The organism is Streptomyces sp. NBC_00212 (genome assembly GCF_045206365.1).
Taxonomy (GTDB): Bacteria; Actinomycetota; Actinomycetes; order Streptomycetales; family Streptomycetaceae; genus Streptomyces.
In genome coordinates this window covers 5,718,147-5,742,895 of the sequence record NZ_CP108115.1, presented here as the reverse complement: position 1 = coordinate 5,742,895, position 24,749 = coordinate 5,718,147, and the positions used below count along the sequence as shown (strand labels likewise).

At 70.1% G+C, this 24,749-nt stretch carries 20 protein-coding genes and 2 tRNA genes; 6 read left to right on the top strand and 16 right to left on the bottom strand.

Going from position 1 to position 24,749, the window contains the following annotated elements:
* Positions 1–38 precede the first annotated feature (38 nt).
* Both OHA17_RS26245 and OHA17_RS26240 read right to left on the bottom strand, forming a co-directional pair.
* Positions 39–2,663 carry a valine--tRNA ligase gene (locus OHA17_RS26245; RefSeq protein WP_406508628.1) on the bottom strand — a complete coding sequence of 875 codons (2,625 nt, stop codon included), beginning with the start codon at positions 2,661–2,663 and terminating at the stop codon, positions 39–41.
* Positions 2,660–4,078 carry an RNA-guided endonuclease InsQ/TnpB family protein gene (locus OHA17_RS26240; protein WP_406508627.1) on the bottom strand — a complete coding sequence of 473 codons (1,419 nt, stop codon included), beginning with the start codon at positions 4,076–4,078 and terminating at the stop codon, positions 2,660–2,662. The genes OHA17_RS26245 and OHA17_RS26240 overlap by 4 nt, the downstream gene beginning before the upstream one ends.
* Before the next feature lie 83 nt (positions 4,079–4,161).
* Here OHA17_RS26240 and tnpA point away from each other — a divergent pair, with 83 nt between their 5' ends.
* Positions 4,162–4,758: an IS200/IS605 family transposase gene (gene tnpA, locus OHA17_RS26235; protein WP_406508626.1), complete on the top strand. Its 597-nt coding sequence runs from the start codon at positions 4,162–4,164 to the stop codon at positions 4,756–4,758.
* Positions 4,759–4,845: 87 nt separating this feature from the next.
* Complete coding sequence (locus OHA17_RS26230; RefSeq protein ID WP_406508625.1) at positions 4,846–5,811, top strand: hypothetical protein; 966 nt, start codon at positions 4,846–4,848, stop codon at positions 5,809–5,811.
* Between the two features lie 82 nt (positions 5,812–5,893).
* Here OHA17_RS26230 and clpX read toward each other — a convergent pair whose 3' ends face one another.
* From clpX to OHA17_RS26205, 5 genes are all read right to left on the bottom strand, one after another.
* On the bottom strand, positions 5,894–7,186 hold the full coding sequence (clpX, locus tag OHA17_RS26225; RefSeq protein ID WP_053727404.1) for an ATP-dependent Clp protease ATP-binding subunit ClpX: 1,293 nt from the start codon (positions 7,184–7,186) through the stop codon (positions 5,894–5,896).
* 176 nt (positions 7,187–7,362) lie between these two features.
* Positions 7,363–8,052 carry an ATP-dependent Clp protease proteolytic subunit gene (locus OHA17_RS26220; protein ID WP_398871889.1) on the bottom strand — a complete coding sequence of 230 codons (690 nt, stop codon included), beginning with the start codon at positions 8,050–8,052 and terminating at the stop codon, positions 7,363–7,365.
* A gap of 44 nt (positions 8,053–8,096) precedes the next feature.
* Positions 8,097–8,705 (bottom strand): ATP-dependent Clp protease proteolytic subunit, encoded by a 609-nt coding sequence (locus OHA17_RS26215; RefSeq protein WP_398872478.1) that lies wholly within the window; start codon positions 8,703–8,705, stop codon positions 8,097–8,099.
* Between the two features lie 255 nt (positions 8,706–8,960).
* Positions 8,961–10,355 (bottom strand): trigger factor, encoded by a 1,395-nt coding sequence (tig, locus tag OHA17_RS26210; protein ID WP_398871891.1) that lies wholly within the window; start codon positions 10,353–10,355, stop codon positions 8,961–8,963.
* A 178-nt stretch (positions 10,356–10,533) separates the two neighbouring features.
* Positions 10,534–10,610: transfer RNA gene (locus tag OHA17_RS26205), tRNA-Pro, on the bottom strand.
* Between the two features lie 249 nt (positions 10,611–10,859).
* Between OHA17_RS26205 and OHA17_RS26200 the strand changes: the two genes are divergently transcribed.
* Positions 10,860–10,930 (top strand) — tRNA-Gly (locus tag OHA17_RS26200).
* Between the two features lie 51 nt (positions 10,931–10,981).
* Here OHA17_RS26200 and OHA17_RS26195 read toward each other — a convergent pair.
* The 5 genes from OHA17_RS26195 to OHA17_RS26175 form a co-directional block, all read right to left on the bottom strand.
* Complete coding sequence (locus OHA17_RS26195; protein ID WP_053727400.1) at positions 10,982–11,176, bottom strand: hypothetical protein; 195 nt, start codon at positions 11,174–11,176, stop codon at positions 10,982–10,984.
* A 159-nt stretch (positions 11,177–11,335) separates the two neighbouring features.
* Positions 11,336–11,779 carry an HD domain-containing protein gene (locus OHA17_RS26190; protein WP_406508624.1) on the bottom strand — a complete coding sequence of 148 codons (444 nt, stop codon included), beginning with the start codon at positions 11,777–11,779 and terminating at the stop codon, positions 11,336–11,338.
* Between the two features lie 29 nt (positions 11,780–11,808).
* Complete coding sequence (locus tag OHA17_RS26185) at positions 11,809–14,262, bottom strand: FtsX-like permease family protein (RefSeq protein WP_406508623.1); 2,454 nt, start codon at positions 14,260–14,262, stop codon at positions 11,809–11,811.
* Between the two features lie 588 nt (positions 14,263–14,850).
* Positions 14,851–15,660 (bottom strand): ABC transporter ATP-binding protein, encoded by an 810-nt coding sequence (locus tag OHA17_RS26180; protein ID WP_406508622.1) that lies wholly within the window; start codon positions 15,658–15,660, stop codon positions 14,851–14,853.
* Positions 15,661–15,803: 143 nt separating this feature from the next.
* Entirely contained in the window at positions 15,804–16,949 is a 1,146-nt protein-coding gene (locus OHA17_RS26175) for a PP2C family protein-serine/threonine phosphatase (RefSeq protein WP_053727398.1), read from the bottom strand.
* Positions 16,950–17,240: 291 nt separating this feature from the next.
* Between OHA17_RS26175 and OHA17_RS26170 the strand changes: the two genes are divergently transcribed.
* Positions 17,241–18,470, top strand: a complete 1,230-nt coding sequence (locus OHA17_RS26170) for a GNAT family N-acetyltransferase (RefSeq protein ID WP_406508621.1) — start codon at positions 17,241–17,243, stop codon at positions 18,468–18,470.
* On the opposite strand, the gene OHA17_RS26165 is transcribed toward OHA17_RS26170, so the two are convergent.
* Together OHA17_RS26165 and OHA17_RS26160 are read right to left on the bottom strand one after the other, a co-directional pair.
* Positions 18,458–19,267, bottom strand: coding sequence for an Fpg/Nei family DNA glycosylase (locus OHA17_RS26165; protein ID WP_406508620.1), 810 nt, complete (start codon positions 19,265–19,267; stop codon positions 18,458–18,460). The genes OHA17_RS26170 and OHA17_RS26165 overlap by 13 nt on opposite strands.
* Before the next feature lie 9 nt (positions 19,268–19,276).
* Positions 19,277–19,765 carry a ribose-5-phosphate isomerase gene (locus tag OHA17_RS26160; RefSeq protein WP_398871903.1) on the bottom strand — a complete coding sequence of 163 codons (489 nt, stop codon included), beginning with the start codon at positions 19,763–19,765 and terminating at the stop codon, positions 19,277–19,279.
* Between the two features lie 181 nt (positions 19,766–19,946).
* Between OHA17_RS26160 and OHA17_RS26155 the strand changes: the two genes are divergently transcribed.
* Entirely contained in the window at positions 19,947–21,416 is a 1,470-nt protein-coding gene (locus tag OHA17_RS26155) for an amino acid permease (protein ID WP_398871905.1), read from the top strand.
* On the opposite strand, the gene OHA17_RS26150 is transcribed toward OHA17_RS26155, so the two are convergent.
* Positions 21,380–22,975: a serine/threonine-protein kinase gene (locus tag OHA17_RS26150; protein WP_406508619.1), complete on the bottom strand. Its 1,596-nt coding sequence runs from the start codon at positions 22,973–22,975 to the stop codon at positions 21,380–21,382. The two genes, OHA17_RS26155 and OHA17_RS26150, sit on opposite strands and share 37 nt — an antisense overlap.
* A gap of 195 nt (positions 22,976–23,170) precedes the next feature.
* Here OHA17_RS26150 and OHA17_RS26145 point away from each other — a divergent pair, with 195 nt between their 5' ends.
* Entirely contained in the window at positions 23,171–23,905 is a 735-nt protein-coding gene (locus OHA17_RS26145; protein ID WP_406508618.1) for an LPXTG cell wall anchor domain-containing protein, read from the top strand.
* A 77-nt stretch (positions 23,906–23,982) separates the two neighbouring features.
* On the opposite strand, the gene OHA17_RS26140 is transcribed toward OHA17_RS26145, so the two are convergent.
* On the bottom strand, positions 23,983–24,570 hold the full coding sequence (locus OHA17_RS26140) for a biotin transporter BioY (RefSeq protein ID WP_406508617.1): 588 nt from the start codon (positions 24,568–24,570) through the stop codon (positions 23,983–23,985).
* Between the last annotated feature and the right edge of the window lie 179 nt (positions 24,571–24,749).

Below are 24,749 nucleotides of genomic sequence, written 5' to 3'. Positions count from 1 at the left end.
TCCCGGGGGCCTTCCTGCTATCCGTGTGTTCGTCCGGATCAGCCCTTGGGCAGGGCGGCGATCTGGTTGGTGATGCGCTCGATGTCGGCCTCGGCCTTGGCGAGCCGCCCACGGATCTTGTCGACCACGTTGTCCGGGGCCTTCGCGAGGAAGGCCTCGTTGCCGAGCTTCTTGTTCGCGTCCGCCTTCTCCTTCTCGGCCGCCCCGAGGTCCTTGGTCAGGCGCTTGCGCTCGGCCTCGACGTCGATGGTGCCCGACAGGTCGAGGGCGACCGTGGCGCCGGCGACCGGCAGCGAGGCGGTGGCGTGGAAGCCCTCGCCGGCCGGCTGGAGACGAAGCAGCTGACGGATGGCCGCCTCGTGCGGGGCCAGCGCGGTGCCGGTCAGGGTGAGCTCGGCCGGAACCTTCTGGCCGGGCTGGAGACCCTGGTCGGAACGGAACCGGCGGACCTCGGTGACGACCTGCTGGACGAGCTCGATCTCGCGCTCGGCGGCCTCGTCGCGGAAACCACTGTCCTTCGGCCAGTCGGCGACCACGAGGGACTCGCCCCCGGTCAGCGTCGTCCACAGGGTGTCGGTGACGAACGGGACGATCGGGTGCAGCACCCGCAGCATCACGTCGAGGACCTCACCCAGGACCCGGCCGGAGACCTTGGCCTGCTCGCCGCCCGCGAAGAACGTCGTCTTCGACAGCTCGACGTACCAGTCGAAGACCTCGTCCCACGCGAAGTGGTAGAGCGACTCGCTGAGCTTCGCGAACTGGTAGTCCTCGTAGTACGCGTCGACCTCGGCCACGGTCTTGTTCAGGCGCGACAGGATCCAGCGGTCGGTCGCCGACAGCTGCTCCACGGGCGGGAGTTCACCCTCGACCGTGGCGCCGTTCATGAGCGCGAACCGGGTCGCGTTCCAGATCTTGTTGGCGAAGTTGCGGGACGCCTGGACCCAGTCCTCGCCGATCGGCACGTCCGCGCCGGGGTTGGCGCCCTTGGCGAGGGTGAACCGGACGGCGTCCGAGCCGTACGCGTCCATCCAGTCGATCGGGTCGACCGCGTTCGGGTTGGACTTCGACATCTTCTTGCCGAACTCGTCGCGGACGAGACCGGTCAACGCGACTGTCTTGAACGGGACTTCGCCGTCCATCGCGTACAGGCCGAACATCATCATCCGGGCGACCCAGAAGAAGATGATGTCGTGGCCGGTGAGCAGGACGTCGGTCGAGTAGAACTTCTCCAGGTCCGGGGTCTTCTCCGGCCAGCCCAGCGTGGAGAACGGCCACAGGCCGGACGAGAACCACGTGTCCAGGACGTCGGGGTCCTGACGCCAGCCCTCACCGCTGGGCGGCTCCTCGTCGGGCCCGACGCACACGACCTGACCCTCCGGGCCGTACCAGATCGGGATGCGGTGGCCCCACCACAGCTGGCGCGAGATGCACCAGTCGTGCATGTTGTCGACCCAGTCGAAGTACCGCTTCGACATGTCCTCGGGGTGGATCTTGACCCGGCCGTCGCGGACCGCGTCACCGGCGGCCTGCGCGAGCGGGCCGACCTTGACCCACCACTGCATCGACAGGCGCGGCTCGACGGTCGTCTTGCAGCGCGAGCAGTGCCCGACGGAGTGCATGTACGGGCGCTTCTCGGCGACGATGCGGCCCTGCTCCTTGAGCGCGCCGACGATCGCCGAACGGGCCTCGTAGCGGTCGAGCCCCTGGAAGGGACCCGGGACCGTGATGATGCCGCGCTCGTCCATGACGGTGATGGAGTCGAGGTTGTGCCGCTGCCCGATGGCGAAGTCGTTCGGGTCGTGCGCCGGGGTCACCTTGACGCAGCCGGTGCCGAACTCGGGGTCGACGTGAGTGTCCGCGACGACCGGGATGGAGCGGTTGGTGAGCGGCAGCTTGATGAGCCTGCCGATGAGGTGCTGGTAGCGCTCGTCGTCCGGGTGGACGGCGATCGCGGTGTCACCCAGCATCGTCTCGGCGCGGGTGGTGGCGACGACGAGGGTGTCGTCCCCTTCGCCGTACTTGAGCGAGACGAGCTCGCCCGGGTCGTCCTGGTACTCCACCTCGATGTCCGAGATGGCGGTCAGACAGCGCGGGCACCAGTTGATGATGCGCTCGGCCCGGTAGATCAGCTCGTCGTCGTACAGGTTCTTGAAGATGGTCTGGACGGCCTTGGAAAGCCCCTCGTCCATGGTGAACCGCTCACGCGACCAGTCGAGCCCGGCGCCCAGGCGCTTGAGCTGCCCCAGGATGCGGCCGCCGTACTCGCCCTTCCACTGCCAGACCCGCTCGGTGAACGCCTCCCGCCCGAGGTCCTGCCGGGACTTGCCCTCCTCGGCGAGCTGCTGCTCGACCTTGTTCTGGGTGGCGATGCCCGCGTGGTCCATGCCGGGCAGCCACAGCGTCTCGTACCCCTGCATCCGCTTGCGGCGGGTGAGGGCGTCCATGAGCGTGACCTGGAAGGCGTGCCCGAGGTGCAGCGCGCCCGTGACGTTCGGCGGCGGAATGACGATGGTGTACGGGTCCTTCTCGGACCCGGCATCAGCGGTGAAGTAACCGCGCTCTACCCAGCGCTCGTACAGCTTCCCCTCTACCTCGGCCGGCGCGTACTGGGTCGGCAGTTCGGTGGTGGGCGCTGGATTCTGCTGCTGAGGATTCTCGGTCACGGGGTCAGTTTAGAGGCGGCGGCAGCCTGTGATGAAACGGGAATGTTTGTTGGCATCCTCCCCGCAGTGGCCTGCGAGGATTCCTCGCTCCCGACGAACGGAAACGCGAGGGGTTCACGCGTACGCCCGACTCTGGCCCCGGGCATGAGCGGCCGGGTGCGGCCGTCCGGTGCGTGCTGTTCACCGCAGTGCCCTGCGGCAAAGACTGCGCCCGCCGGTGTGCGGAGGGCGCGATGGAGCGTCACAGCGGCAGCATTGTGGTCGGCGTCGTCCACGTGTCCGCAGTTGGTGCAGCGGAAGGTATCCCGGCTGTTCCGGGACGCCGGGTCGCGGTGGTGGCAGACCGGGCACGTCTGCGAGGTGCCGGCGGCCCCCACGGCGACCAGCGCCGCCCCGTACATCGGGCACTTGTAGGCGAGCTGACGTCTCCGCTCCCCCGGGAGGTTGTCGAGGATGCCGCGATTGAGTCCCGCCTTCGACGAGACCCGGCATCCGGGGGTCCCGGCACCCCCCTTGGCGCTCTTCGTCGTGGACTTCACCCGCAAATCCTCGATCGCGACCAGGCCGTGCTTCTTGGCCAGGTCGGTGGTGAGCTTGTGCGTGAAGTCCAGCCGCCGACGGGCCTGCCGGGCCTTGATACTGGCGATCTCCCGCAGGGTCCGTCGCAGACGGGTGCCGTACCTGCCGCCTCGATGTCTGCGCGCATGACGCACCTGACGCGCCTTCCGCCGCTCCAGACCCTCCAGCCGCCGTCGCTCCCCGTTGGTGAGAGACGGCGACATTAGTCGCGGCAGGGATTCGTCGGAGAGATAGGCAGACTGTTTGACCCCGAAGTCGACACCGACCGGCGGCAGTTCGTTGGCGGGGGCTGGCGGATTGCGCGTGCATACGGCGAAGCTGATGTACCAGCGCCCGGAGGCATCCGCGCGAACCGTCGCGTTCTGGACTTCGCCTCCGAGGGCGCGGGACAGGCGGAACTTGACCTCGCCGAGCTTCGGAATCCGCACGAAAGCCCACTTCCGGTTGGCCTGCCTTACGCGAACCGCCTGGCCGGGAAAGGGGATGGAGAGCCGCGCGGATCGGTTCTTGAACCGGGGGAATCTGGCGGGATGATTCACATTCCAGAAATTGCCGTAGGCCCGGTCGAGATGCCGAAGGATCTGCTGCGGCGTCTGAGAGGGCAGTTCCCCGATCCAGTCGAGGTCCCGCCGCGCCTGGGTCAGGTACCGGCATTGCTCATCGGCCCGCAGACACCGGCCCCGCTGTCGATACGCATAGATCCTCTGCTCAAGGGCGAGGTTCCACACGGCACGACAGGTGTGGCCCCAGCGCTGCAGGCGCTCGGCCTGTGCCGAAGTCGGGTACAGACGGTACTTGCGCCCAGCATCCGCCGGACTGACAGATCTGCGCCCCACAGCCCCACCTCCCGCTCAGCCATCAACGGACGCAAATCACGTTACATAGATAATCTCAGCTTGTCTGTCATATGGTGAGAACCATGTCAGTAGCACGGCTCACCCCTGCGCAGGCCGCCGATCACCTGGGCATTTCGGTCCAGGCCGTCTACGTACTCAACTCACGGCCGCAGAACGGCTTCCCCGAACCCGAACGCATCGGGCGGACACCGACCTGGCTCCCCTCCGAGCTTGACGCCTGGCGGGCGAAACATCCCGCGAAGAGGCCGCGGCAGCGCCCACAGCGGCGCATCGAGGCCACACGACCCCGTTCGGGCACCGCGTTCCACGACCTGGCGGCGCACATCGCTTTCGTCACCCTGCACCGTCGGGCACTGCTGACCGCCGAGATGCTGCGCCTGGCGGAGCGCTCCCTGAGGGAGGCTGCACGGGCGGCCGGTGCTGAGGTCGAGGGCTTCGCAGGAGCGCCTGACCACATTCGTGCCATGGTCCGCTATCCAGCTGGCCTCTCCGCCTCCGACCTGGCCAGGAAGCTCAGAACCGCCTCTGAACGCACCCTGCGGCAGAGCGGTGTGTCGCAGGTCTGGGCCCCTTCGTACTTCGTGGCCTCCGTTGGAGCCGATCCCTCCGGCTGGATCGACGAGTACATGCAGGAACAGGAACAAGTCGTCAACAGCTAGACATCAACCGACCCCGGGTACTGCGGACCACCCCCCTTTCAGTCAGGATGTTCGGATCGGATAAGCATTCCTAGGGGGAACCCAGCAATGAGCTACAACCAGCCGGGCCCGTACGGTGGCCAGCCCCAGCAGCCCGGTCCGTACGGCCAACAGCCTCCGCAGCAGCCGTACGGGCAGCCCGGTCAGCCGCAGCCCGGTTACGGCTACCCGCAGCAGGCCCCGCAGGGCGTGCCGCAGCAGCAGCCGGGACCGTACGGGCAGCAGCCTCCGCAGCAGCCCTACGGGTACCCGCAGCAGCAGCCGCAGTACGGCCAGCAGCCTCCCTACGGCGCCCCGATGCAGCCCGCGCCCCCGGCCCCGCCGAAGAAGAAGACGGGCGTCATCATCACGGCGGTCGTCGTAGCGGTCGCGGTCATCGGCGGCGGCGTGTGGTTCCTGACGAAGGGCGGCGCGAGCAACAGCGATGTGTCGGCGAGCACGAAGGGCTACAAGATCGCCCCGCCCGCCACGGTCGAGGACTTCAAGAAGACCGCTGCGGGCGACAAGACGTCGCCGATGACCGCCGAGCAGAAGTCGAAGGCCGAGGCCCTCGGCGTCAAGAACCCACAGCAGATCGGCGCGCAGTACCAGTCTGGCGACAGCGCGAACCCGCTGGCCGGCAAGGCGCTCACCTTCCAGGGTTTCTGGGGCGACATCACCGACCCCGCCAAGGTGATCAACGCGTCGTTCCAGAACACCAAGGACAACGTCAGCAAGGACCCGAGCGTCAAGGCCGAGCTCGTCGGCGAGGCCAAGGCGGTCAAGCCGGCCGGGTTCTCGGGTGCGCTGATGAAGTGCCAGAACATGAAGCTCACCAGCTCCGGCAGTGACGCGGCGGCAGCGAAGGGGCCCAAGGAGTTCCTGATCCCGATCTGCGTCTGGGCCGACTACAGCACGTACGGCGTCGTGGACGAGGTGGACATGGCCAAGGCTGCCCTCGGTGGCGGCCCGAGCCAGGACGAGGTCGCCAAGCTGACGGCCTCGCTCTACAACACGGCCCGCCAGAAGGCCTAGTCACCCTCTGAACACAGCAAAGGGGCGCCCGGTCAAGGAAGTTGACCGGGCGCCCCTTGGCCGTGCATAGGCAAGCGCAGCGCTACGCGCTCTTCTCGTGTCGCCCGTCGTTCTTCACGATCCGCGGCTCGCGCGGGACCAGCGTCGGGTTGACGTTGTTGCGGACCACGTCCGCGGTGATGACGACTCGGGCAACGTCCTTGCGGGACGGGACCTCGTACATCACCGACTGGAGGACCTCCTCCATGATGGCGCGCAGGCCGCGCGCGCCGGTGCCGCGCAGGATGGCCTGGTCGGCGATGGCCTCCAGGGCCGGGCGGTCGAAGTCCAGCTCCACGCCGTCGAGTTCGAAGAGGCGCTGGTACTGCTTGACCAGCGCGTTGCGCGGCTCGACCAGGATCTGGAGGAGGGCTTCGCGGTCCAGGTTGTGGACCGAGGTCAGGACGGGCAGGCGGCCGATGAACTCGGGGATCATCCCGAACTTCACCAGGTCCTCCGGCATGACCTCCTGGAACTGGTCGCTGGCCTCGATCTCGCGCTTGGAGCGGATCGTCGCGCCGAAGCCGATGCCCTTGGCGCCGGCCCGGGACTCGATGATCTTCTCCAGGCCCGCGAAGGCGCCGCCCACGATGAACAGGACGTTCGTCGTGTCGATCTGGATGAATTCCTGGTGGGGGTGCTTGCGGCCGCCCTGGGGCGGGACGGAGGCGGTGGTGCCTTCCAGGATCTTCAGCAGGGCCTGCTGGACGCCCTCGCCGCTCACATCGCGGGTGATCGACGGGTTCTCGCTCTTGCGGGCGACCTTGTCGATCTCGTCGATGTAGATGATGCCGGTCTCGGCCTTCTTGACGTCGTAGTCAGCGGCCTGGATCAGCTTGAGGAGGATGTTCTCGACGTCCTCGCCGACGTAGCCGGCCTCCGTGAGGGCGGTCGCGTCCGCGATCGCGAACGGCACGTTGAGCATCCGGGCGAGGGTCTGGGCCAGGAGCGTCTTGCCGGAGCCCGTCGGGCCGAGCAGCAGGATGTTGGACTTGGCGAGCTCGATCGCGTCGTCGCGGCCCTGCGCGCCGCCGTTCTCGCCGGCCTGGACGCGCTTGTAGTGGTTGTAGACCGCCACCGAGAGGGCCTTCTTGGCGGGCTCCTGCCCGACGACGTAGCCCTCAAGGAACTCGTAGATCTCGCGCGGCTTGGGGAGTTCCTCCCACCGCACCTCGGAGGACTCGGCGAGCTCCTCCTCGATGATCTCGTTGCAGAGGTCGATGCACTCGTCGCAGATGTACACCCCGGGGCCTGCGATGAGCTTCTTCACCTGCTTCTGGCTCTTTCCGCAGAACGAGCACTTGAGCAGGTCGCCGCCGTCACCGATGCGTGCCACGAGGTGCTTCCCCTTCGCCTGGGAGACGCCATGTGCGCCGCCTCCTGGTGCCTACTGCGTTTTCCGGGGGGACACCCCCAGACCCCCTACCGACGGTACCTTGCCGAGCCCCTCGTTCGGGCCCCCCTTGGCGCGGTTCACTTTGACGTGGACCGCGCCAAGGTCGCCGAAGCAGCTCAGGCCGCCGCGGAGGTCGTCGTCTTGCGGGTCGAAACGATCTGGTCGACCAGGCCGTAGGCCAGCGCGTCCTCGGCCGTGAGGATCTTGTCGCGCTCGATGTCGTCGCGGATCTTCTCGATCGGCGTCGTCGAGTGCTTGGCCAGCATCTCCTCCAGCTGCGAACGCATCCGGAGGATTTCGTTGGCCGCGATCTCCAGGTCGGAGAGCTGCTCACGGCCGGTGCCGCCCGAGGGCTGGTGGATCAGGACGCGGGCGTTCGGCAGCGCCATGCGCTTGCCCGGCGTGCCGGCGGCGAGCAGGACGGCGGCGGCGGAGGCCGCCTGGCCCATGCAGACCGTCTGGATGTCGGGCTTCACGAACTGCATGGTGTCGTAGATCGCCGTGAGGGCGGTGAAGGAACCGCCCGGGCTGTTGATGTAGATCGAGATGTCGCGGTCCGGGTCCATCGACTCCAGGCACAGGAGCTGCGCCATGACGTCGTTGGCGGACGCGTCGTCGATCTGCACGCCGAGGAAGATCACGCGCTCCTCGAAGAGCTTCGCGTACGGGTCGTACTCGCGCACGCCCTGCGAGGTGCGCTCGACGAAGCGCGGCACGATGTAGCGGTTGTCGACCTGGGGGCCGGTGTAGAGGCCGCTCGCGTTGGCCGAGAGGCCGGAGAAGTTGCTCATTGGGGTGTTCACCATCCTGGTGGCGTTCAGTGGGCGGGTCGAGGCGGTGCGGGCGGGGCTCAGGCCCCGGTGCCGCCGCCGCCCGGAACGCCCGAGGCAGCGGAGATGATCTCGTCGATGAGGCCGTACTCCTTGGCCTCCTCCGCCGTGTACCAGCGGTCGCGGTCGCCGTCGCGGATGATCGTCTCGACGGACTGGCCGGAGTGCGCGGCAGTGATCTCCGCCATGCGCCTCTTCGTACGGATCAGGTACTCGGCCTGGATCTTGATGTCGGAGGCGGTGCCACCGATGCCGGCGGAGCCCTGGTGCATCAGGATGTCGGTGTTGGGGAGCGCGAAGCGCTTGCCCGCGGTGCCGCCGGTCAGCAGGAACTGGCCCATCGAGGCGGCCATGCCCATGCCGATGGTGACGACGTCGTTCTGGATGTACTGCATGGTGTCGTAGACCGCCATGCCGGCCGTCACCGAGCCACCGGGGCTGTTGATGTAGAGGTAGATGTCCTTGTCCTGGTCGGCAGCGGCCAGGAGGAGCATCTGGGCGGTGATCTTGTTGGCGATCTCGTCGTCGACCTGCTGGCCGAGGAAGATGATGCGGTCGTTGAGCAGTCGGCTGTAGACCTGGTCGCCGAGGCCACCACCGAGGGACGGCTCACCGGCGGCGTAAGGCATCAGATTCGTCACGTATCCACCTGCTCGTCTCTGACGGCTTCGGCCGTCTCAGCGTCTTCGTTCCGGGGGCGCGGGCTCCGGCTCGCCAGACTCCACCACCCTCGTATTCATGGACCCTAACGCGCAGGTGGGACAACGCCATCCCGGTTCCCGAACTGTTCGCTCGGAGCGCAAGGTGGTTGAACCGGAATTACGTACGAAGAAGGGCCCGTACGCGGCTGCGCACGGGCCCTTCTCGACGGGTCAGGCCGAGGCTCAGGCCTCGGTCTTCTCCTCGGCGACGACCTCGGCCGGCTCGCCCTCGGCGGCGGCGACGACGGCCTCGGCGACCTCGTCCTCGTCGTCCTCCAGGTCGACGACCTCACCGTTGGTGTCGGTGACCTTGGCGGCCTCGACGACCACGGCCAGCGCCTTGCCGCGGGCGACCTCGCCGACGAGCATCGGCACCTGGCCACCCTCGACGACGGCCTGGGCGAACTGGTCCGGGCTCATGCCGGAGGAGGCGGCACGCCGCATGAGGTGCTCGGTGAGCTCCTCCTGGTTGACGTTCAGCTTCTCCTTGTTGACGAGCTCGTCCAGGATGAACTGCGTCTTGATGCCCTTGACCGCCTGCTCCTCGGTCTCGGCGGTGAACTCTTCCTCGGTCTTGCCCTGGATCTCCAGGTACTTGGCGAGGTCGATGCCCATCTGGCCGAGCTGGTGGTGCTCAAGGTTGTGCTTGCGGGTCTGGATCTCGTCCGCGAGGAGCTTCTCGGGGATCGGGACCTCGGCCAGCTTCAGGAGCTCGTCCAGGACGCGCTCCTGGGCCTGGGTGGCCTGGTCGTACTGCTTCATGTTCTCAAGGCGCTTGCGGCTGTCGGCCTTGAGCTCGTCCAGGGTGTCGAACTCCGACGCGAGCTGCGCGAAGTCGTCGTCCAGGGCGGGCAGTTCACGGGCGGCGACCTGGGTGACCTTGACGGTGACCTCGGCCTCCTTGCCCTCGGCCGAGCCGCCCTTCAGCTCGGAGGTGAAGGTGGCCTCGCCACCGGCCTCCAGGCCCTTGACGGCGTCGTCGATGCCTTCGAGGAGCTCGCCGGAACCGATGGTGTACGAGACACCCTCGGCGACGCCGTCCTCCAGGACCTCGCCGTCGACCTTGGCCTGCAGGTCGATCGTCAGGACGTCGCCGTCCTCGGCGGCACGCTCGACGGGGGAGGTCGAGGCGAAGCGCTCGCGGAGCTGCTCCACGGACTTCTCGACGTCCTCGTCGCTGACCTCGACGGCGTCAACGGTGACCTCGATGCCGGAGTAGTCCGGGATCTCGATGGTCGGGCGGATGTCGACCTCGGCGGTGAAGTTCAGCGTCTCGCCGTCCTTCAGCTCGGTGATGTCGACCTCGGGCTGACCCAGCGGGTTCAGCTCCGCCTCGTTGATCGCCTCGGTGTAGAACTTCGGAAGGGCGTCATTGACGGCCTCTTCGAGCACGGCGCCACGACCGAACCGCTGGTCGATCACTCGGGCCGGGATCTTGCCCTTGCGGAAGCCCTTGACCGTGACCTGCTGGTTGATCTTCTTGTACGCCGCGTCGAGGCTGTCCTTGAGCTCCTCGAAGGGCACCTCGACAGTGAGCCGAACCCGAGTCGGGTTCAGGGTCTCCACGGCGCTCTTCACGGTTCGGTCTCCTTGTGGCTGACTTCTTTGGGGGTTCTGCCTAAGACCGACGGTCCCTGGCGGATGGGGCCCGGTACATCATTCATCAGACACACGGGCACGCAGCTTGCATAGTAACCGCAAGCGGGATGCCACCCACAATGTGATCTTGTACGCGGAGATCGGACGTCGGTGACGCTGGTCGGGGTGGCGGGATTTGAACCCACGGCCTTCCGCTCCCAAAGCGGACGCGCTACCAAGCTGCGCCACACCCCGTCGGTGCGACACGTAGGGTACATGGCCGCGGGGACCGCGTCGGCCGCTTTGTTCAGCCGGTGCGGTGCGGATCGTTCGGGGGGGGCGCGGCCTGGCGGGATCGCGCGGGCACGGGTCACCGGGAATGCGCGGGCGTGGCCAGAATCGTTTCGCGAGCGGGCGCCGGGAGAACGCGGTGTGCACGGCCGGGGTGTGACCCGCTACGATGCTCTACGTGCCGCGGTCGCGATGACCTGCGGCGCGGTGCTTGCGGGCGTAGCTCAATGGTAGAGCCCTAGTCTTCCAAACTAGCTACGCGGGTTCGATTCCCGTCGCCCGCTCTTGTGATCCCGAAGGGCCCGGCAGCCGAGCTGCCGGGCCCTTCGGCGTGGTCAGAACTTGATCTGGTTGATCGTGTCCGCTATCGAGTTCAGGAATCGCTGGATCGAGGGGGCCATGCCCGTCGAGGCCAGGAAGAAGCCGAAAAGTATCGCGACGATGGCCGGCCCGGCCTTGATGGAGCCGCCGCGGATGAGCACCACGAGGACGACCGCCAACAGCAGCACCACTGACAGTGAAATGGCCACAACTGATCACACACCCTTGGTCGGTCCGCCTTGCCGGCCCGGGGACATGCCGCGCACACCCCCACAATGACTATCGTGCCACCAACACCCCTGTGGTTGTTCCCGGGTGACGGATCGCCAAGGTAAGGATCCGGCCAACCGCGAGCCGGGCTCAAGGGGTTACGAGAGGCCGAGCAGGCGGCGTACCTCGGTGTACTTGGCCGTCAGGCGCGTGCGGGTCGGCTCGTCCAGGACCGCGAGGCGCGCCGGGTCGGCGTTGTGTGCGAGGTCGGACTCCTTGATCAGGAGCGCGCCCTCGGTGGCCAGGACGCGCCGCGTGTAGGACTCCAGTGCCTCGCCCGGGCGTTTGGTCATGGCGAGCACCAACTCCTTGACGGATCGCGGGAGTTGGGCGGATTCCAGCCACTGAATCGACAGCGCGTCGTCTTCGATCGCGTCGTGCAGCCAGGCCGCCTTGATCTGGTCCTCGGTGCCGCCCCGGGCCCGTACGCCCTCGGCGACGGCGGCCAGGTGTTCGGCGTAGGGGCGGCCCGCCTTGTCGGTCTGGCCCTCGTGGGCGGCTCGGGCGACGGTCTCGACCTCACTGAGGGTCATCATCGGCATGGCTTCGACTGTACGGGCCCGGGTGCGGGTCACTTCAGCGCCGCCCGCGCCGGGAGGGCCGTTGCCGCGAGGCCGAGGACCAGGATGCCGCCCGCGAACGAGGCGTACAGGAGCGGCGGTACGTAGGGGGCGCGGCCGGTCAGGCCGTTCATCATCGGGACGAGGGTGGCCAGGGCGATCGCGCTGCCGATGACGACGCCCGCCGCGACAACCAGGAGGGCCTCCCAGCGGATCATCTTGAGGACCTGGCGGCGGGTGGTGCCGATCAGGCGCAGGGTGCCGAGTTCGCGGCGGCGGTCGAAGACCGTCATCACCAGGGTGTTGACGGCGGCGACGGCCGCGAATCCGCCGAGGACCGCGGCCATGACGGCGTTGGCCCAGGCGTTGACCTCGCGATCTGTGCTCTGCGCGGTGGCGTACCCGGCGGCGTCGGTGACGTGGCCGAGGGCGGCGAGGGGGGTGGCCGCGGCGGGGGTGGCCCTGGTGAGCAGGGTGGTGGGGGTCGGTGAGGTCAGGTGGGTCCTCAAGTCGGCTTGGGGGAAGGTGAGTTGGGCCAGGCCGAGGCCTCGGTCGTACGTGGCGACGATCTTCGGGGCGGCCTTGGTGCCGTCGGGGAGCAGCAGCGGGAGGCGGTCTCCGGTGCGTACGCCCGCGGTGTCGGCCAGGGAGGCGTCGATCGCGGCGGTGCCGGGGGCGAGGGAGGCCAGCGATCCGGTGCGTATGCCCAGGTCCTGGACCTTGGCGAGGTCGGTGCCGGTGCCGGTGACGCCCTGCGCGGAGGCGTCGCGCGGGGTGGAGCCGGCGCCGGCGTTCGGGATCAGGACGGCGGTGCGGGTGAGGCCGACGGCGGTGTCGACGCCGGGGGTGGCGGCGGCTCGGGCGACCGCGTCGGAGGGCAGGCCCGCGGGGGCGGTGACCACCTGGTTCGCGGTGATGCCCGCGCGCTGCTGGTCCTCGGTCGCCTTCTCCTCGCTGGTGTGCATGAAGACCAGGACGGACGAGAAGGCCATCGCGAGGACGATGGGGGTGATCGCGGAGGCCAACCTGCGTGCGTTCGTACGGGAGTTGGCGGCGGCCAGCGCGCCGGGGGCGCCCGCGGCGCGCAGCGGGACGCCGAGGACGGCGGCGCAGGCGCGGGCGAGCAGCGGGCCGAGCAGGCCGACGGCGAGCATGAAGAGCATGACGACGCCGAGGGCGGCGTTGGCGGCGTTCTCGCCGGTCTCCGAGGCCGCGACCCCGGCGAACACGCAGCCGCCGACGAGGGAGGCGACGCCGAGCGGCGTACGGATCCAGCCGGGGCGCAGGCGTTCGGCGGCGGACTCGGCGAGGGCCTGGCCGGGCTTGATCTTCGAGGGCCGGCGGGCGGCGGCGGCTCCGGCGCACAGGGCGGTCAGCACGGTGGCGGCGACGGCGATGAGCAGCGGGAGCGGGGTGATGGCGAGGTCGACGGTGTCCGGGATCGCGCCCTTGTCGCGGAGCTGGCCGAACCACCAGGTGGCGAGCGCGACGCCGGGCAGGCAGCCGAGCACTCCGGCGAGCGGGGCGACCAGGAGCGCTTCGGTGGCGATGGTGCGGCGGATCTGGCGCGGGGTGGCGCCGATCGCGCGCAGCAGGGCGTACTCGCGGCGGCGCTGGCCGACGGAGAGGGCGACGGTGCCGGCGGCGGTGAACACGGCGACCATCGCGGCGACGCCGCCGAAGGAGCCGCCGAGCCCGGTGAGCATCTCCTTCGCCTTGGCGAGGCCGCTGTCCTCGACGGTGGCCCGGTCGTCGCCGGTAAGCACCTGGGCCTGGCCGCCGAGGGCCTGCTCGACCTGCGCGGCGAGGGTGGCGGTGGGGGTGCCGGGCTTGGGGAGTACGGCGATCGCGTCGATCTTGCCGGGGTGGCCGGACAGGGCGCGGGCGTCGGCGTCGTTGAGCCAGACCTGGTTGGTGCCGGGGGCGCCCGCGGTGCCGGAGATCCTGAACTCCCGCTTGCCGCCGGGGGTGTCGAGGGTGATCCGCTCCCCCACGGCGCCGGCCGTGGTGACCGCCTCGCCGGGGCGGGGGGCTGTGCCGGTGGCCGGCTTCGTGCCGGTGAAGGCGGTGGAGGCCCAGTTGTGGGCGGTGGCGGGGGTGTTGTTGTCCGTACCCACCGTACGTACGGGGAGGGCGAGGTCGGCGACGGCTTCGGCCGCGCCGGGGGCCGAAGCGGCCTTCGCCACCAGGGAGTTGTCCAGGCGGGCCCGGTCCGGGTAGGCGACGGACTGGGTGTCGCGGTCCTCGCCGGAGCCGGTGGTGTAGTGGAAGCTCTGGTCGGCGGCGGCCACGACGGGGGCGGCGGCGTAGCGCTGGGCCGGGACGGAGGCGGTGATTCCGGTCGCGAGCAGGAGGCCGCACGCGGAGACGATCATCGCGGCCATGAGGAGGGCGACGAAGGTGCCGGCGAAGGCGGACGGTTTGAACCGGAGTGCTGCGCGGGCCAGGCGGTTGGGGCGGTGCATGCGGGGCTCCTGCGGAGTGCTGGGGGGTGTGGTGCCGGGTTCTCCCACCCGCCCGCCCGTTCTGCTCCCTCGGAAGGGTGAGGGACCTGTGGGTGGTGCGGGTGCGTTGGCGGCTGCGGGCCGGTGGGTGAGCCCGGCCTTCGGTCGGTGAGGTTTCCCACCCGCCCGCCCGTTCTGCTCGCTTGAGAGGGCTGAGGACCAGGGAGTGGTTCGGGTGCGTCGGCTGCCGCCGGCCGGTGGGTGGGCCCGGCCTTCGGCCGGAAGGCGTTTCCCACCCGCCCGCCCGTTCTGCCCGCTCTAGAGGGCTAGGGACCAGTGGGTGGTTCGGGTGCGTCGGCTGCCGCCGGCCGGTCAATGGGGCCCGGCCTTTGGCCGGAGGGCGTCACCCACCTGCCCGTTCGGCTCGGTTGGGAAGGTGAGGACCAGCGGGTGGTGCCAGTTCGCTGGTGGCCGGCTGGCGGGGTGGGGCCGGGCCAAGGCGGGCTTGGCTGTGTGGGCGGCGGTGTACGCGGCCCGCGAGGGGCGCGGGGAACTGCGCGGGCGGCCCTCACCGGGCCGAGGATGAAGCGCTCCGTTCCCGCGGAGCGCTCAGGCTGCCACCCCCGCGAACGGGCGCCTCGCCGTCAGGGTTGTCATCCTCTCCGCGATCTGGGCCCGGGTCGCGCTCGCGAGGGCGTCCACGATCGAGCCGTCGGCCAGGAACAGGACCTGGTCGGCGTAGGCGGCGGCCGCCGGGTCGTGGGTGACCATCACCACCGTCGCGTGCAGGGAGTCCACCGCGTTGCGCAGGAGGGCGAGGACCTCGGCCGCGGTGGTGGTGTCCAGGGCACCGGTCGGCTCGTCCGCGAAGATCACGTCGGGGCTTGTGACCAGCGCGCGGGCTATCGCCACGCGCTGCTGCTGGCCGCCGGAGAGCTCGCCGGGACGCCGGTCGCCCTTGCCTGCGAGGCCCACCTGGGCCAGGAGTTCGGCCGCGCGGCGCCGGTCGGGGCGGTCCCCGGCGAGCCGCATCGGCAGCACGACGTTCTGCTCGACCGTGAGCGAGGGCAGCAGGTTGAAGGCCTGGAAGACGAAGCCGAGGCGGGAGCGGCGCAGTTCGGTGAGCTTGTTCTCGCTCATGCCGGTGATCTCGGTGCCGCCCAGCCGGACCGAGCCGTCGGTGGGCCGGTCGAGGCCCGCCGCGCACTGCAGGAACGTCGACTTGCCGGAGCCGGACGGTCCCATCACCGCGGTGAAGCTGCCCCGGGGCAGGGTGAGGTCGATGCCGCGCAGGGCGTGCACGGCGGAGGCACCGCGGCCGTACTGCCGCCGGACCCCGCGCAGTTCGACGGCCCAGTCGTGGGCGGGCGCCGCGTCCGCGGTCGTCCGCCGTGTGTTCTTGGCCCGTCGCAGTGCCATGGCCCCTGCCTTCCGCTCGTTCCGCCCGGCGCGCTCACGCCGACCCTTCGAACCTACGGATCGGGGCGGATACGAACCATGGCGGTCGCCGGTGGATCAAGGGTGGGGCTGACCCCACCACGGGGCGGGGGGACGACCGGCGATCATGCCTCGCGCCTGATCAGCAGCAAGGCCCTGTCGTCGTTGACATCCTTCGCCACCGCCTCGATCAGGTGCCAGGCCGCCCCGTCGAAGCCCGTCGACACGTAGCGGTCGGCCTCGCCCGTCAGGCGGTCCATGCCTTCGCCGATGTCGCGTTCCGAGGTCTCGACGAGGCCGTCCGTGAAGAGCATCAGGACGTCGCCGGGGGCCAGCGAGCCCTTCGCGGGGTGGAACTCGGCGCCGTCGTACACGCCGAGCAGGGGGCCTTCAGCGGCCTGTTCGTGCCAGCGGCCCGAGCCCGCGTGGAGCTGGAGGGCCGGGGGGTGGCCCGCCGAGAGGAGTTCGTAGTCGCCGGAGTCGAGGTCCAGGACCAGGTGGATGGCGGTGGCGAAGCCCTCGTCCCAGTCCTGCCGCAGCAGGTAGCCGTTGGCCGCGGGCAGGAAGGCGTGCGGGGGCAGCGAGCCGAGGAGGCCGCCGAACGCGCCGGACAGCAGCAGGGCGCGGGAGCCCGCGTCCATGCCCTTGCCGGAGACGTCGGTGAGGACGATCTCCAGGGTGCGGCCGCCGCCGGTGCGGGCCGCGACGACGAAGTCGCCGGAGAACGACTGGCCGCCCGCCGGACGCAGCGCCATCTCGCGGTGCCAGCCCTTGGGCAGGCGGGGCAGCGCGCTCTGGACCCGGATGCGTTCGCGCAGGTCGAAGAGCATGGTGCCGCCGCGCCGCCACGGCACCCCGACGCGGGCCCGGAACTGCGCGATGAGCAGCCCGAAGAGCCCGCAGGCGGCCACCACGAGCACCGTGCCGGGGGTGACCCGCGACGGCCCCGCCGTGTAGGGGCCGAGCCGTACCGACTCCACGATCAGCGCGGTCGCGGCGGCCGCGTACAGGCCGAGGAGGTTGGCGGGCCGCAGCAGGAGCCCGCCCGCCACGATCGGCAGGACCAGGGCGGAGGGGGCGCACCAGACGGGGGCGACGAGGGTGGCCCAGGTGATGGCCGGGACGGTGAGGAGCAGGCCGGCCAGGGCGATCCAGTCGGAGCCGTCGCCGCGGAAGTAGTCGACGCCGGATCTGCGCACCGCGTTGCGGACCCGGTGCAGCGCCTTGCGCCACCGGGCGGTGAACGAGTCCGCTCTCATCGCACGTGCCATTGCCGAGGACCCTATCCAGCCGGTGGCTCCCCGTGCAGGTGGCCCCCGGCGCCCGGAGGGGGCGGTCCGGTGGAAAACCGGTTAGCCAGGGAGGCGTACGGCCCGCCGGACACGGCGCCTGGGCCGCTCGCGCCCCGCGCGGGTGCCCCCGGCGGGGGTGTGAGGAAAGTCCGTTCCCCCGGGGCCTCGTACGGCCCGCCGGGGCACAGCCCGCGGCCCGGTGGCCCCCCGGGGCGGGCCGTGCCGGAAATCCGTTCGCTCCAGCCGCGTCCTGCCTGCTAGTCATGGCCCATGACGATGGAGTTGCGGGTTCTGGACCCGGCCGAGTGGGACGCGTGGTACGGGGCCCTGGTGGTGGCCTTCGGGGGGAATCAGGATGCCCCCGAGGAAGTCGAGCTGTGGCGCGAGCTGATCGATCCCGCGCGGACGATCGCCGTGTGGGACGGCTCGCAGTGCGTGGCCGGCACCAGCACCTTCCCGTTCCGCCTGAGCGTGCCGGGCGGCGCCGTGGTGCCGGCCGCGGGCGTGACCGGGGTCGGCGTCATGGGCACCCACCGCCGTCGCGGCATCCTCACGTCGATGATGCGGCGCCAGCTCGACGACCTGCGGGAGCGCGGCGAGGCGCTGGCCGTCCTGACAGCGTCCGAGCCGGCCATCTACGGGCGGTTCGGGTACGGCATCGCCACGATGGCGCTGTCCGCGGAGATCGACACGGCCCGGGTCCGGCTCGACGTGCCGCCCGGCACCGACGAGGTGCGGCTGCGGTACGTGAAGGTGAAGGATTCGCTGGCCGCGTGCGAGGCGCTGTACGCGCGCCTCGTGCCGGGGCGCCCCGGCATGCTGGCCAGGCAGCCCGGCTGGGACCGGTTCACCACGTGCGACCCGGAGGCCTACCGGGACGGCGCCTCGGCGTTGCAGTGCGTGCTGGCCGAGCGCGACGGGGAGCTCGTCGGATACGCCCGCTACCGGGTCGCCTCGAAGTCGGGACCGACGGGCGTGGACGGCACGGTGACGGTGCACGATCTGGAGGCCGTGGACCCGGCGGTGTCCGCGGCGCTGTGGCGCTATCTGTTCGGCATCGACCTGACCACCACGCTGAAGGTGAAGAGCCGCCCGATCGACGACCCCTTCCAGCATCTGGTGTCCGATGTGCGGCGCTGCGGGATCCGGCTTCGGGACTCGCTGCACGTACGCCTCGTCGAGGTGGGCGCGGCCCTTGAGGCGCGTACGTACGCGGCGCCCGTCGACGTGGTCCTGGAGGTCGAGGACGCGTTCTGTCCGTGGAACGCAGGTACCTGGCGGCTGACCGGTGATGCGAAGGGCGCGTCGTGCGTGCGCACCGAGGACCCGGCCGAACTGGCCCTGTCCGTAAGGGAGTTGGGCGCCGCCTACCTCGGCGGGGTCACGCTCGCCTCACTGGCGGGCGCGGGCCGGGTGCGCGAGCTGCGCCCCGGCGCGCTGACGGAGGCCTCGACGGCGTTCGGCAGCGAGCTCGCGCCGTGGCTGCCTCACGGCTTCTGACAGCCGGGGCACCAGAACAGATTGCGGGCGGCGAGATCGGCGGTGCGGATCTCGCCGCCACAGATGTGGCAGGGCTGGTGGGCGCGGCGGTAGACGTACACCTCGCCGCCGTGGTCGTCCACGCGCGGCGGGCGGCCCATCGCCTCGGGGGTGTGCTCGGGACGGACGGTGTCGATCCGGTTGAGCCGGACGCCTTCGCGCATCAGCCCCACCAGGTCGGCCCAGACGGCGTCCCACTCGGCGCGGGTCAGGTCCTTGCCGAGCCGGTAGGGGTCGATGCCGTGCCGGAAGAGGACCTCGGCGCGGTACACGTTGCCCACGCCCGCGATGACCTTCTGGTCCATGAGCAGGGCGGCGATCGTGGTGCGGCTCTTCGAGATCCGCTGCCAGGCCTTCTCGCCGGTGTCGGCGGCCCGCAGCGGGTCGGGCCCGAGCCGGTCGTGTATCGCTTGCTTCTCGCCGTCGGTGATCAGCGCGCACGTCGTCGGTCCGCGCAGGTCCGCGTACGCGGTGTCGTTGAGGAGGCGCAGCCGTACGGTGTCGGTGGCCGGCGGGGCCGGGGCGTCGCCGAAGCCGTACTTTCCGAACAGGCCCAGGTGGACGTGGACCCAGCCCGAGGGGCCGAAGCCGAGGAACAGGTGCTTGCCGTGGGCCTCGGCGCCTTCCAGGACCTGGCCGTCGACCAGGGCCGCGCCGTCCGAGAACTTGCCCTGGGGGCTGGAGACGCGCAGCGGCCGGCCGCCGAACATGAGGTCGTGGTCGGCGGCCAGCCGGTGGATCGTGTGCCCTTCAGGCATGAGTGACGCTCAGCCCTGCTGCGGGTGGTGGGCCGGGATCTCGGGGAGCTTGCCGCTGGTCTCGTACTCGGTGAGCATCTCGATGCGGCGGGTGTGACGGGCCTCACCCGAGTACGGGGTGGCGAGGAAGATCTCGACGAACTTGGTCGCCTCCGCCTCGGTGTGCATCCGGCCGCCGATGGAGATCACGTTGGCGTCGTTGTGCTCACGCCCGAGGGCGGCGGTCTGCTCGCTCCAGGCCAGTGCGGCGCGGACGCCCTTGACCTTGTTCGCGGCGATCTGCTCGCCGTTGCCGGAGCCGCCGATCACGATGCCGAGCGAGTCCGGGTCCGCGGCCGTCTTCTCGGCGGCGCGCAGACAGAACGGCGGGTAGTCGTCCTGGGCGTCGTAGATGTGCGGACCGCAGTCCACGGGCTCGTGGCCGTGGGCCGTGAGCCACTCGACGAGGTGGTTCTTGAGTTCGAAGCCGGCATGGTCGGAGCCGAGGTACACGCGCATGCCCCGAGTGTGGCATGCGCGGGGCTGGGCAGGGCTGAGCGGGGTGGAGCCTTTCGACCCGGGCTCCTGGGACTTTCGTCCTAGTACAACGATCCGGATTCAGGTCTTCCGTCCCGAAGCCGACCAGGCTTGAATGCACGGGCTCGTAACCCGAGTGCTCCGAAAAGGTAAGGAAGCGTCCATGACCTCGCAGCCGTCCCTTGCGAAGGAAGACAGCCTGCCCGGTATACCCGGTGATTCGCAGGTGCCCGACAGCGGCCTCAAGGCCGGTCTCAAGAACCGCCATCTGTCCATGATCGCCATCGGTGGCGTGATCGGCGCCGGCCTGTTCGTGGGTTCCGGCTCCGGCATCGCCGCGGCGGGCCCCGCCATTCTGCTCTCGTACGCGCTCGTCGGCGTGATGGTCGTCTTCGTCATGCGGATGCTGGGCGAGATGGCCGCGGCCCGCCCGTCGTCGGGCTCGTTCTCGGCGTACGCGGACCGTGCGCTCGGCCGCTGGGCCGGGTTCTCGATCGGCTGGCTCTACTGGTTCTTCTGGGTCGTGGTGCTCGCGGTCGAGGGAACGGCCGGCGCGAAGATCCTGCACGAGTGGGTGCCGGGGGTTCCGCAGTGGGGCTGGGCGCTCATCGTGATGGTGGTCCTGACCGCCACCAACCTGGCCTCGGTGTCCTCGTACGGCGAGTTCGAGTTCTGGTTCGCCGGGATCAAGGTCGTCGCGATCGGCGGCTTCGTGATCATCGGTCTGCTCGCGGTGTTCGGCGTGCTGCCCGGCTCCCACAACCCGGGCGCGGGCTTCGCGCACCTCACGGACGCGGGCGGGTTCTTCCCCAAGGGCTACGGCGCGATCCTCACCGGTGTGCTGATGGTCGTCTTCTCCTTCATGGGCTCCGAGATCGTCACCCTGGCCGCCGGCGAGTCCGAGGACCCGCGGCGCGCCGTGACCAAGGCCACCAACAGCGTGATCTGGCGGATCGCGGTCTTCTACCTCGGTTCGATCTTCATCGTGCTCACCCTCCTGAAGTGGAGCGACCCCTCGATCGTCGCGGACGGCTCGTACGTCGCCGCCCTGAAGACGATCGGCATCCCGCACGCCGACCAGATCATGAACGTGATCGTCCTGACGGCGGTGCTGTCCTGCCTCAACTCCGGCCTGTACACGGCCTCCCGGATGGCGTTCTCGCTCGGTGAGCGCGGCGACGCGCCGAAGTCCTTCGCCCGGACGAACAAGCGGGGCGTCCCGCAGGTCGCGATCCTGTCCTCGGTCGTCTTCGGCTTCGTCGCGGTCTTCTTCAACTACAAGTGGCCGGACACCGTCTTCGCGTTCCTCCTGAACTCCTCGGGCGCGGTCGCCCTGTTCGTGTGGCTGGTCATCTGCTTCACGCAGCTGCGGATGCGCGGGATCATCCTGCGCGAGCAGCCGGAGAAGCTGACCGTGAAGATGTGGGGCTTCCCCTATCTCACCTGGCTGACGATCGGGATGATCTCCTTCGTCCTCGTCTACATGCTGTTCGACAAGTCCGGGCGCGAGCAGGTGCTCCTGTCGCTGCTCGTCGCGGCGATCGTGATCGTGATCGCGGTGGTCAAGGAGAAGGTCCTCGCGGGCCGCGCCACCGCCTACAGCGGGGTGAACGAGGACGTCACCGCGTCATAGGTGCCGAGGGCGGCGGACTCCGTGTCGGCCTCGTACCAGGTGTTGATCTGGTAGGACTTGCCGCCCTCGTTGAAGCCGATCTGGCGGGCCTTCCACGGGATGCCGTTCTGGGTGAAGTCGTAGTCCCAGATGATGGCGGGCTGGTCGTGGAAGGTCGTCCGGTCGAGCCGGATCTTCTGGTAGCCGGGCACGTCGTGCGATCCCGCCTCGGCCTCCTGCCACTGGGTCATGAGATCGCCGCCGCGTACGAGTGCGTACGAGGCGGCGATCTCCTGTTTTCCGCCCGGCGCGTGGTAGTGGATGTTGGACGGGCTCTTGGCGGTACGGGTCCAGCCCTTGGGCGGGATCCAGGCGAAGCCGGTCTCGTCGATCGAGCCGGGCGGCGGGGTCGCGGAGGGCGGGCGCGAGGTGCCGTCCACGGTGGGCGGCGCGGCACTGCTGGAGCCGCCGGCTGCGCCGCTCCCGCCGTGCTGGCTGGCGGTCGTGGAGATCAGGACGGCGGCCACGGCGGCCGCCACCACGACGACGGCCGTGAGCAGGATCCGCCTACGTGCCCACGGGCGCCGGGGCGGCGGCTTCGGCTCCTCCGGTACGGGCTGAGGAGCCGGGGGCAACTCCCTTGGCGGGGGCGGCGGTTCCTCCCGTACGGACTGGCTGCCGGGCCAGGGCGGCGGGTCGCCGAACACCTGGAGGGTGGGGGGATGCGGCGCGGGCGCCGGTCCCGCGGCGAGGACGGTGGGGGGCGCGGCGATCGGCATCAGGCGGGCGGCGATCTCGTCCAGGCCCGGCCGCAGCTCGGGGTCCTTGACCAGGAGCTGCGCGAGGAGCGGGGCCAACGGGCCTGCCGTGTCCGGGAGTTCGGGCTCCTCGTAGAGCACGGCGTGCAGGGTGGCGAGGGTGGAGGGGCGGGCGAACGGGGAGCAGCCGGCGACCGCAGCGCACAGAGTGGCGCCGAGCGACCACACGTCGGACGCGGGGCCCTGCGGCTTGCCCGAAACCCGCTCGGGCGCCATGTAGTCCGGCGAGCCGACCAGCATGCCGACCACCGTGAGGGCGGCCGCGTCCTGGATGGCGGCGATGCCGAAGTCGGTGAGGACGACGCGGCCGCCGGGGCCGAGCAGGACGTTGCCGGGTTTGATGTCGCGGTGCAGGACGCCCACCGCGTGCACCTCGACGAGGGCCGCGGCGAGGCCGACGCCGATGCGGGCGGCTTCGCGCGGGGCGACGGGCCCGTCCTCAAGCAGGAGTTTCTCAAGCGAGCGGGACTCGACGAGCTCCATCACGATCCAGAGCCGGTCGCTCTCCTCGGCCACCACGTCGTAGACCCGCACCACATTGGGGTGGTCGATCCGGGCGGTGGCCCGAGCCTCGCGCAAGGTGCGCTCGCGGCGAATTCGGCTGTCCTCTGCATCGAGTTCATTGATGCGCATTTCCTTTACGGCGACCTGCCGGTCGAGTATCTCGTCCGCCGCCCGCCACACCCGCCCCATTCCCCCCTGGCCAATTGTTTCGCCCAGGCGGTAGCGCCCGGCGATCAATAGCCCCCGCGTTCCCGGCATGACCACGCACCCCCTCAGCACCTCATGTGACCAGGTCTGATTCACGACGGTGACACCATCACAGCATAATTCCTGGAAATCTTGTGGGACCCTTCTGTGCACAGATGCACCCACCGCGGGTGAGGGGGATGGGAAATGCACGTTCGAAAAAACAAAGGATCTCTTTTTGCCTCTGTATTCGCCGCCCTGCTGATTTTGCCGTTCGGAGCGGGGGCGGCGTTCGCGGCCGATCCGACACCGGGCAGCAGCCAGGGCGGCACACCCGGGCCGAGCGCCCCGCCGGACCTGAAGATCTCCACCGAGCTGCCATCGACGATCAAGGTGAACAACTCGACGCACCGGACCACGTTCACGGCGACGGTCGCCAACCACGGCAGCAAGGCCACCGGGCCGGTCACCCTGACCGTGCTCGGCCTGGACGGCATGAAGATCACCGGCGTCAAGGGCTGTGCGCCGGTCGCGAAGAACAAGCTGCCGGCAGGCACCAACAGCGGGTTCGGCTGCGCGATTTCGGACCTGACGCCCGGCCGGTCGAAGACGTACACCGTCTCGGCGACGTACGACCTGTCGAAGACCGGCAAGGTCTGTCTGCCGGTGATGGCGGGGAGCAGCGACAAGGTGCTGTGGCAGCAGGGCCCGGTGCCGTTCGGCACGACCAGGCCGACGCCGAACGCGCCGGACACCCCGCTGCTGCTCGGCACGGACAACGTCCCCGCCGCCCCGCCGTCGGGCACGGCCTCGCCGACGCCGACCCCGACGGCCCCGACCCCGTCCTCACCCTCTTCGCCCTCCGTACCGCCCCAGCTCCCCAAGACGGGCGTCAACGACGGAGTACTGCCGCTGGCCGCGGCGGGCGCACTGTTCCTGATCGCCGGGGGCACGGGCCTGTGGTGGACGACCCGGGGGCGGCGGTGGATGACTAGGCACTGACGACCGCACTGGAACCACCCGCAGCACAAAGGGCCCGGCAGATGCCGGGCCCTTTCGCGTGGTCAGTGGTGCGGAGGTCAGCCCCTGCGGCCGACCAGCTTCCAGGCGGCCGGGAGCAGGCCCATGGCCAGGGCCGCCTTCAGGGCGTCGCCCAGGAGGAACGGGGTGAGGCCGGCGGCGACCGCCGCGGTCAGGGACATGCCGGTCGAGGCGGCGAGGTAGGGGACGCCCACCGCGTAGATGATCGCCGAACCGAGCACCATCGTGCCCGCCGTGCGCGGCACGGAGCGGTCGGCGCCGCGGCGGGCCAGGGCGCCGACGACGGTGGAGGCGAGCAGCATGCCGAGGACGTAGCCGAAGGAGGCGCCGCCCGCGCCCGAGGTGCCGTCCGCGAACCACGGCATCCCGGCCATGCCGACCAGCGCGTACAGGGCGAGCGAGAGGAAGCCGCGGCCCGCGCCGAGGCCCGCGCCGACGAGCAGCGCCGCGAAGGTCTGGCCGGTGACCGGCACGGGCGAGCCGGGGATCGGCACGGCGATCTGGGCGGCGAGTCCGGTCAGCGCCGCGCCGCCGACGACGAGCGCGATGTCCTTCGTGCGGGAGGAAGGCAGCAGGTCGGCGAGTACCGATCCGGTGCGGGGGGCGGCGGCGGACGCAGTGCTCATCGGAACTCCGGCAGGTGTTGGGGCAGCGGGACGTGCTGGGGACACGGTGACGTTAGCCCACTGAATCTCGCTGGATCACCAGCAGCCGCCCACAAAGCGGGCGTTGAAGCCTTGGTGGGGTCCGTACAAACGGCGGGATTCATGCGTGGCCCGGCGTGACCCTCGTCACTGCGGTGATG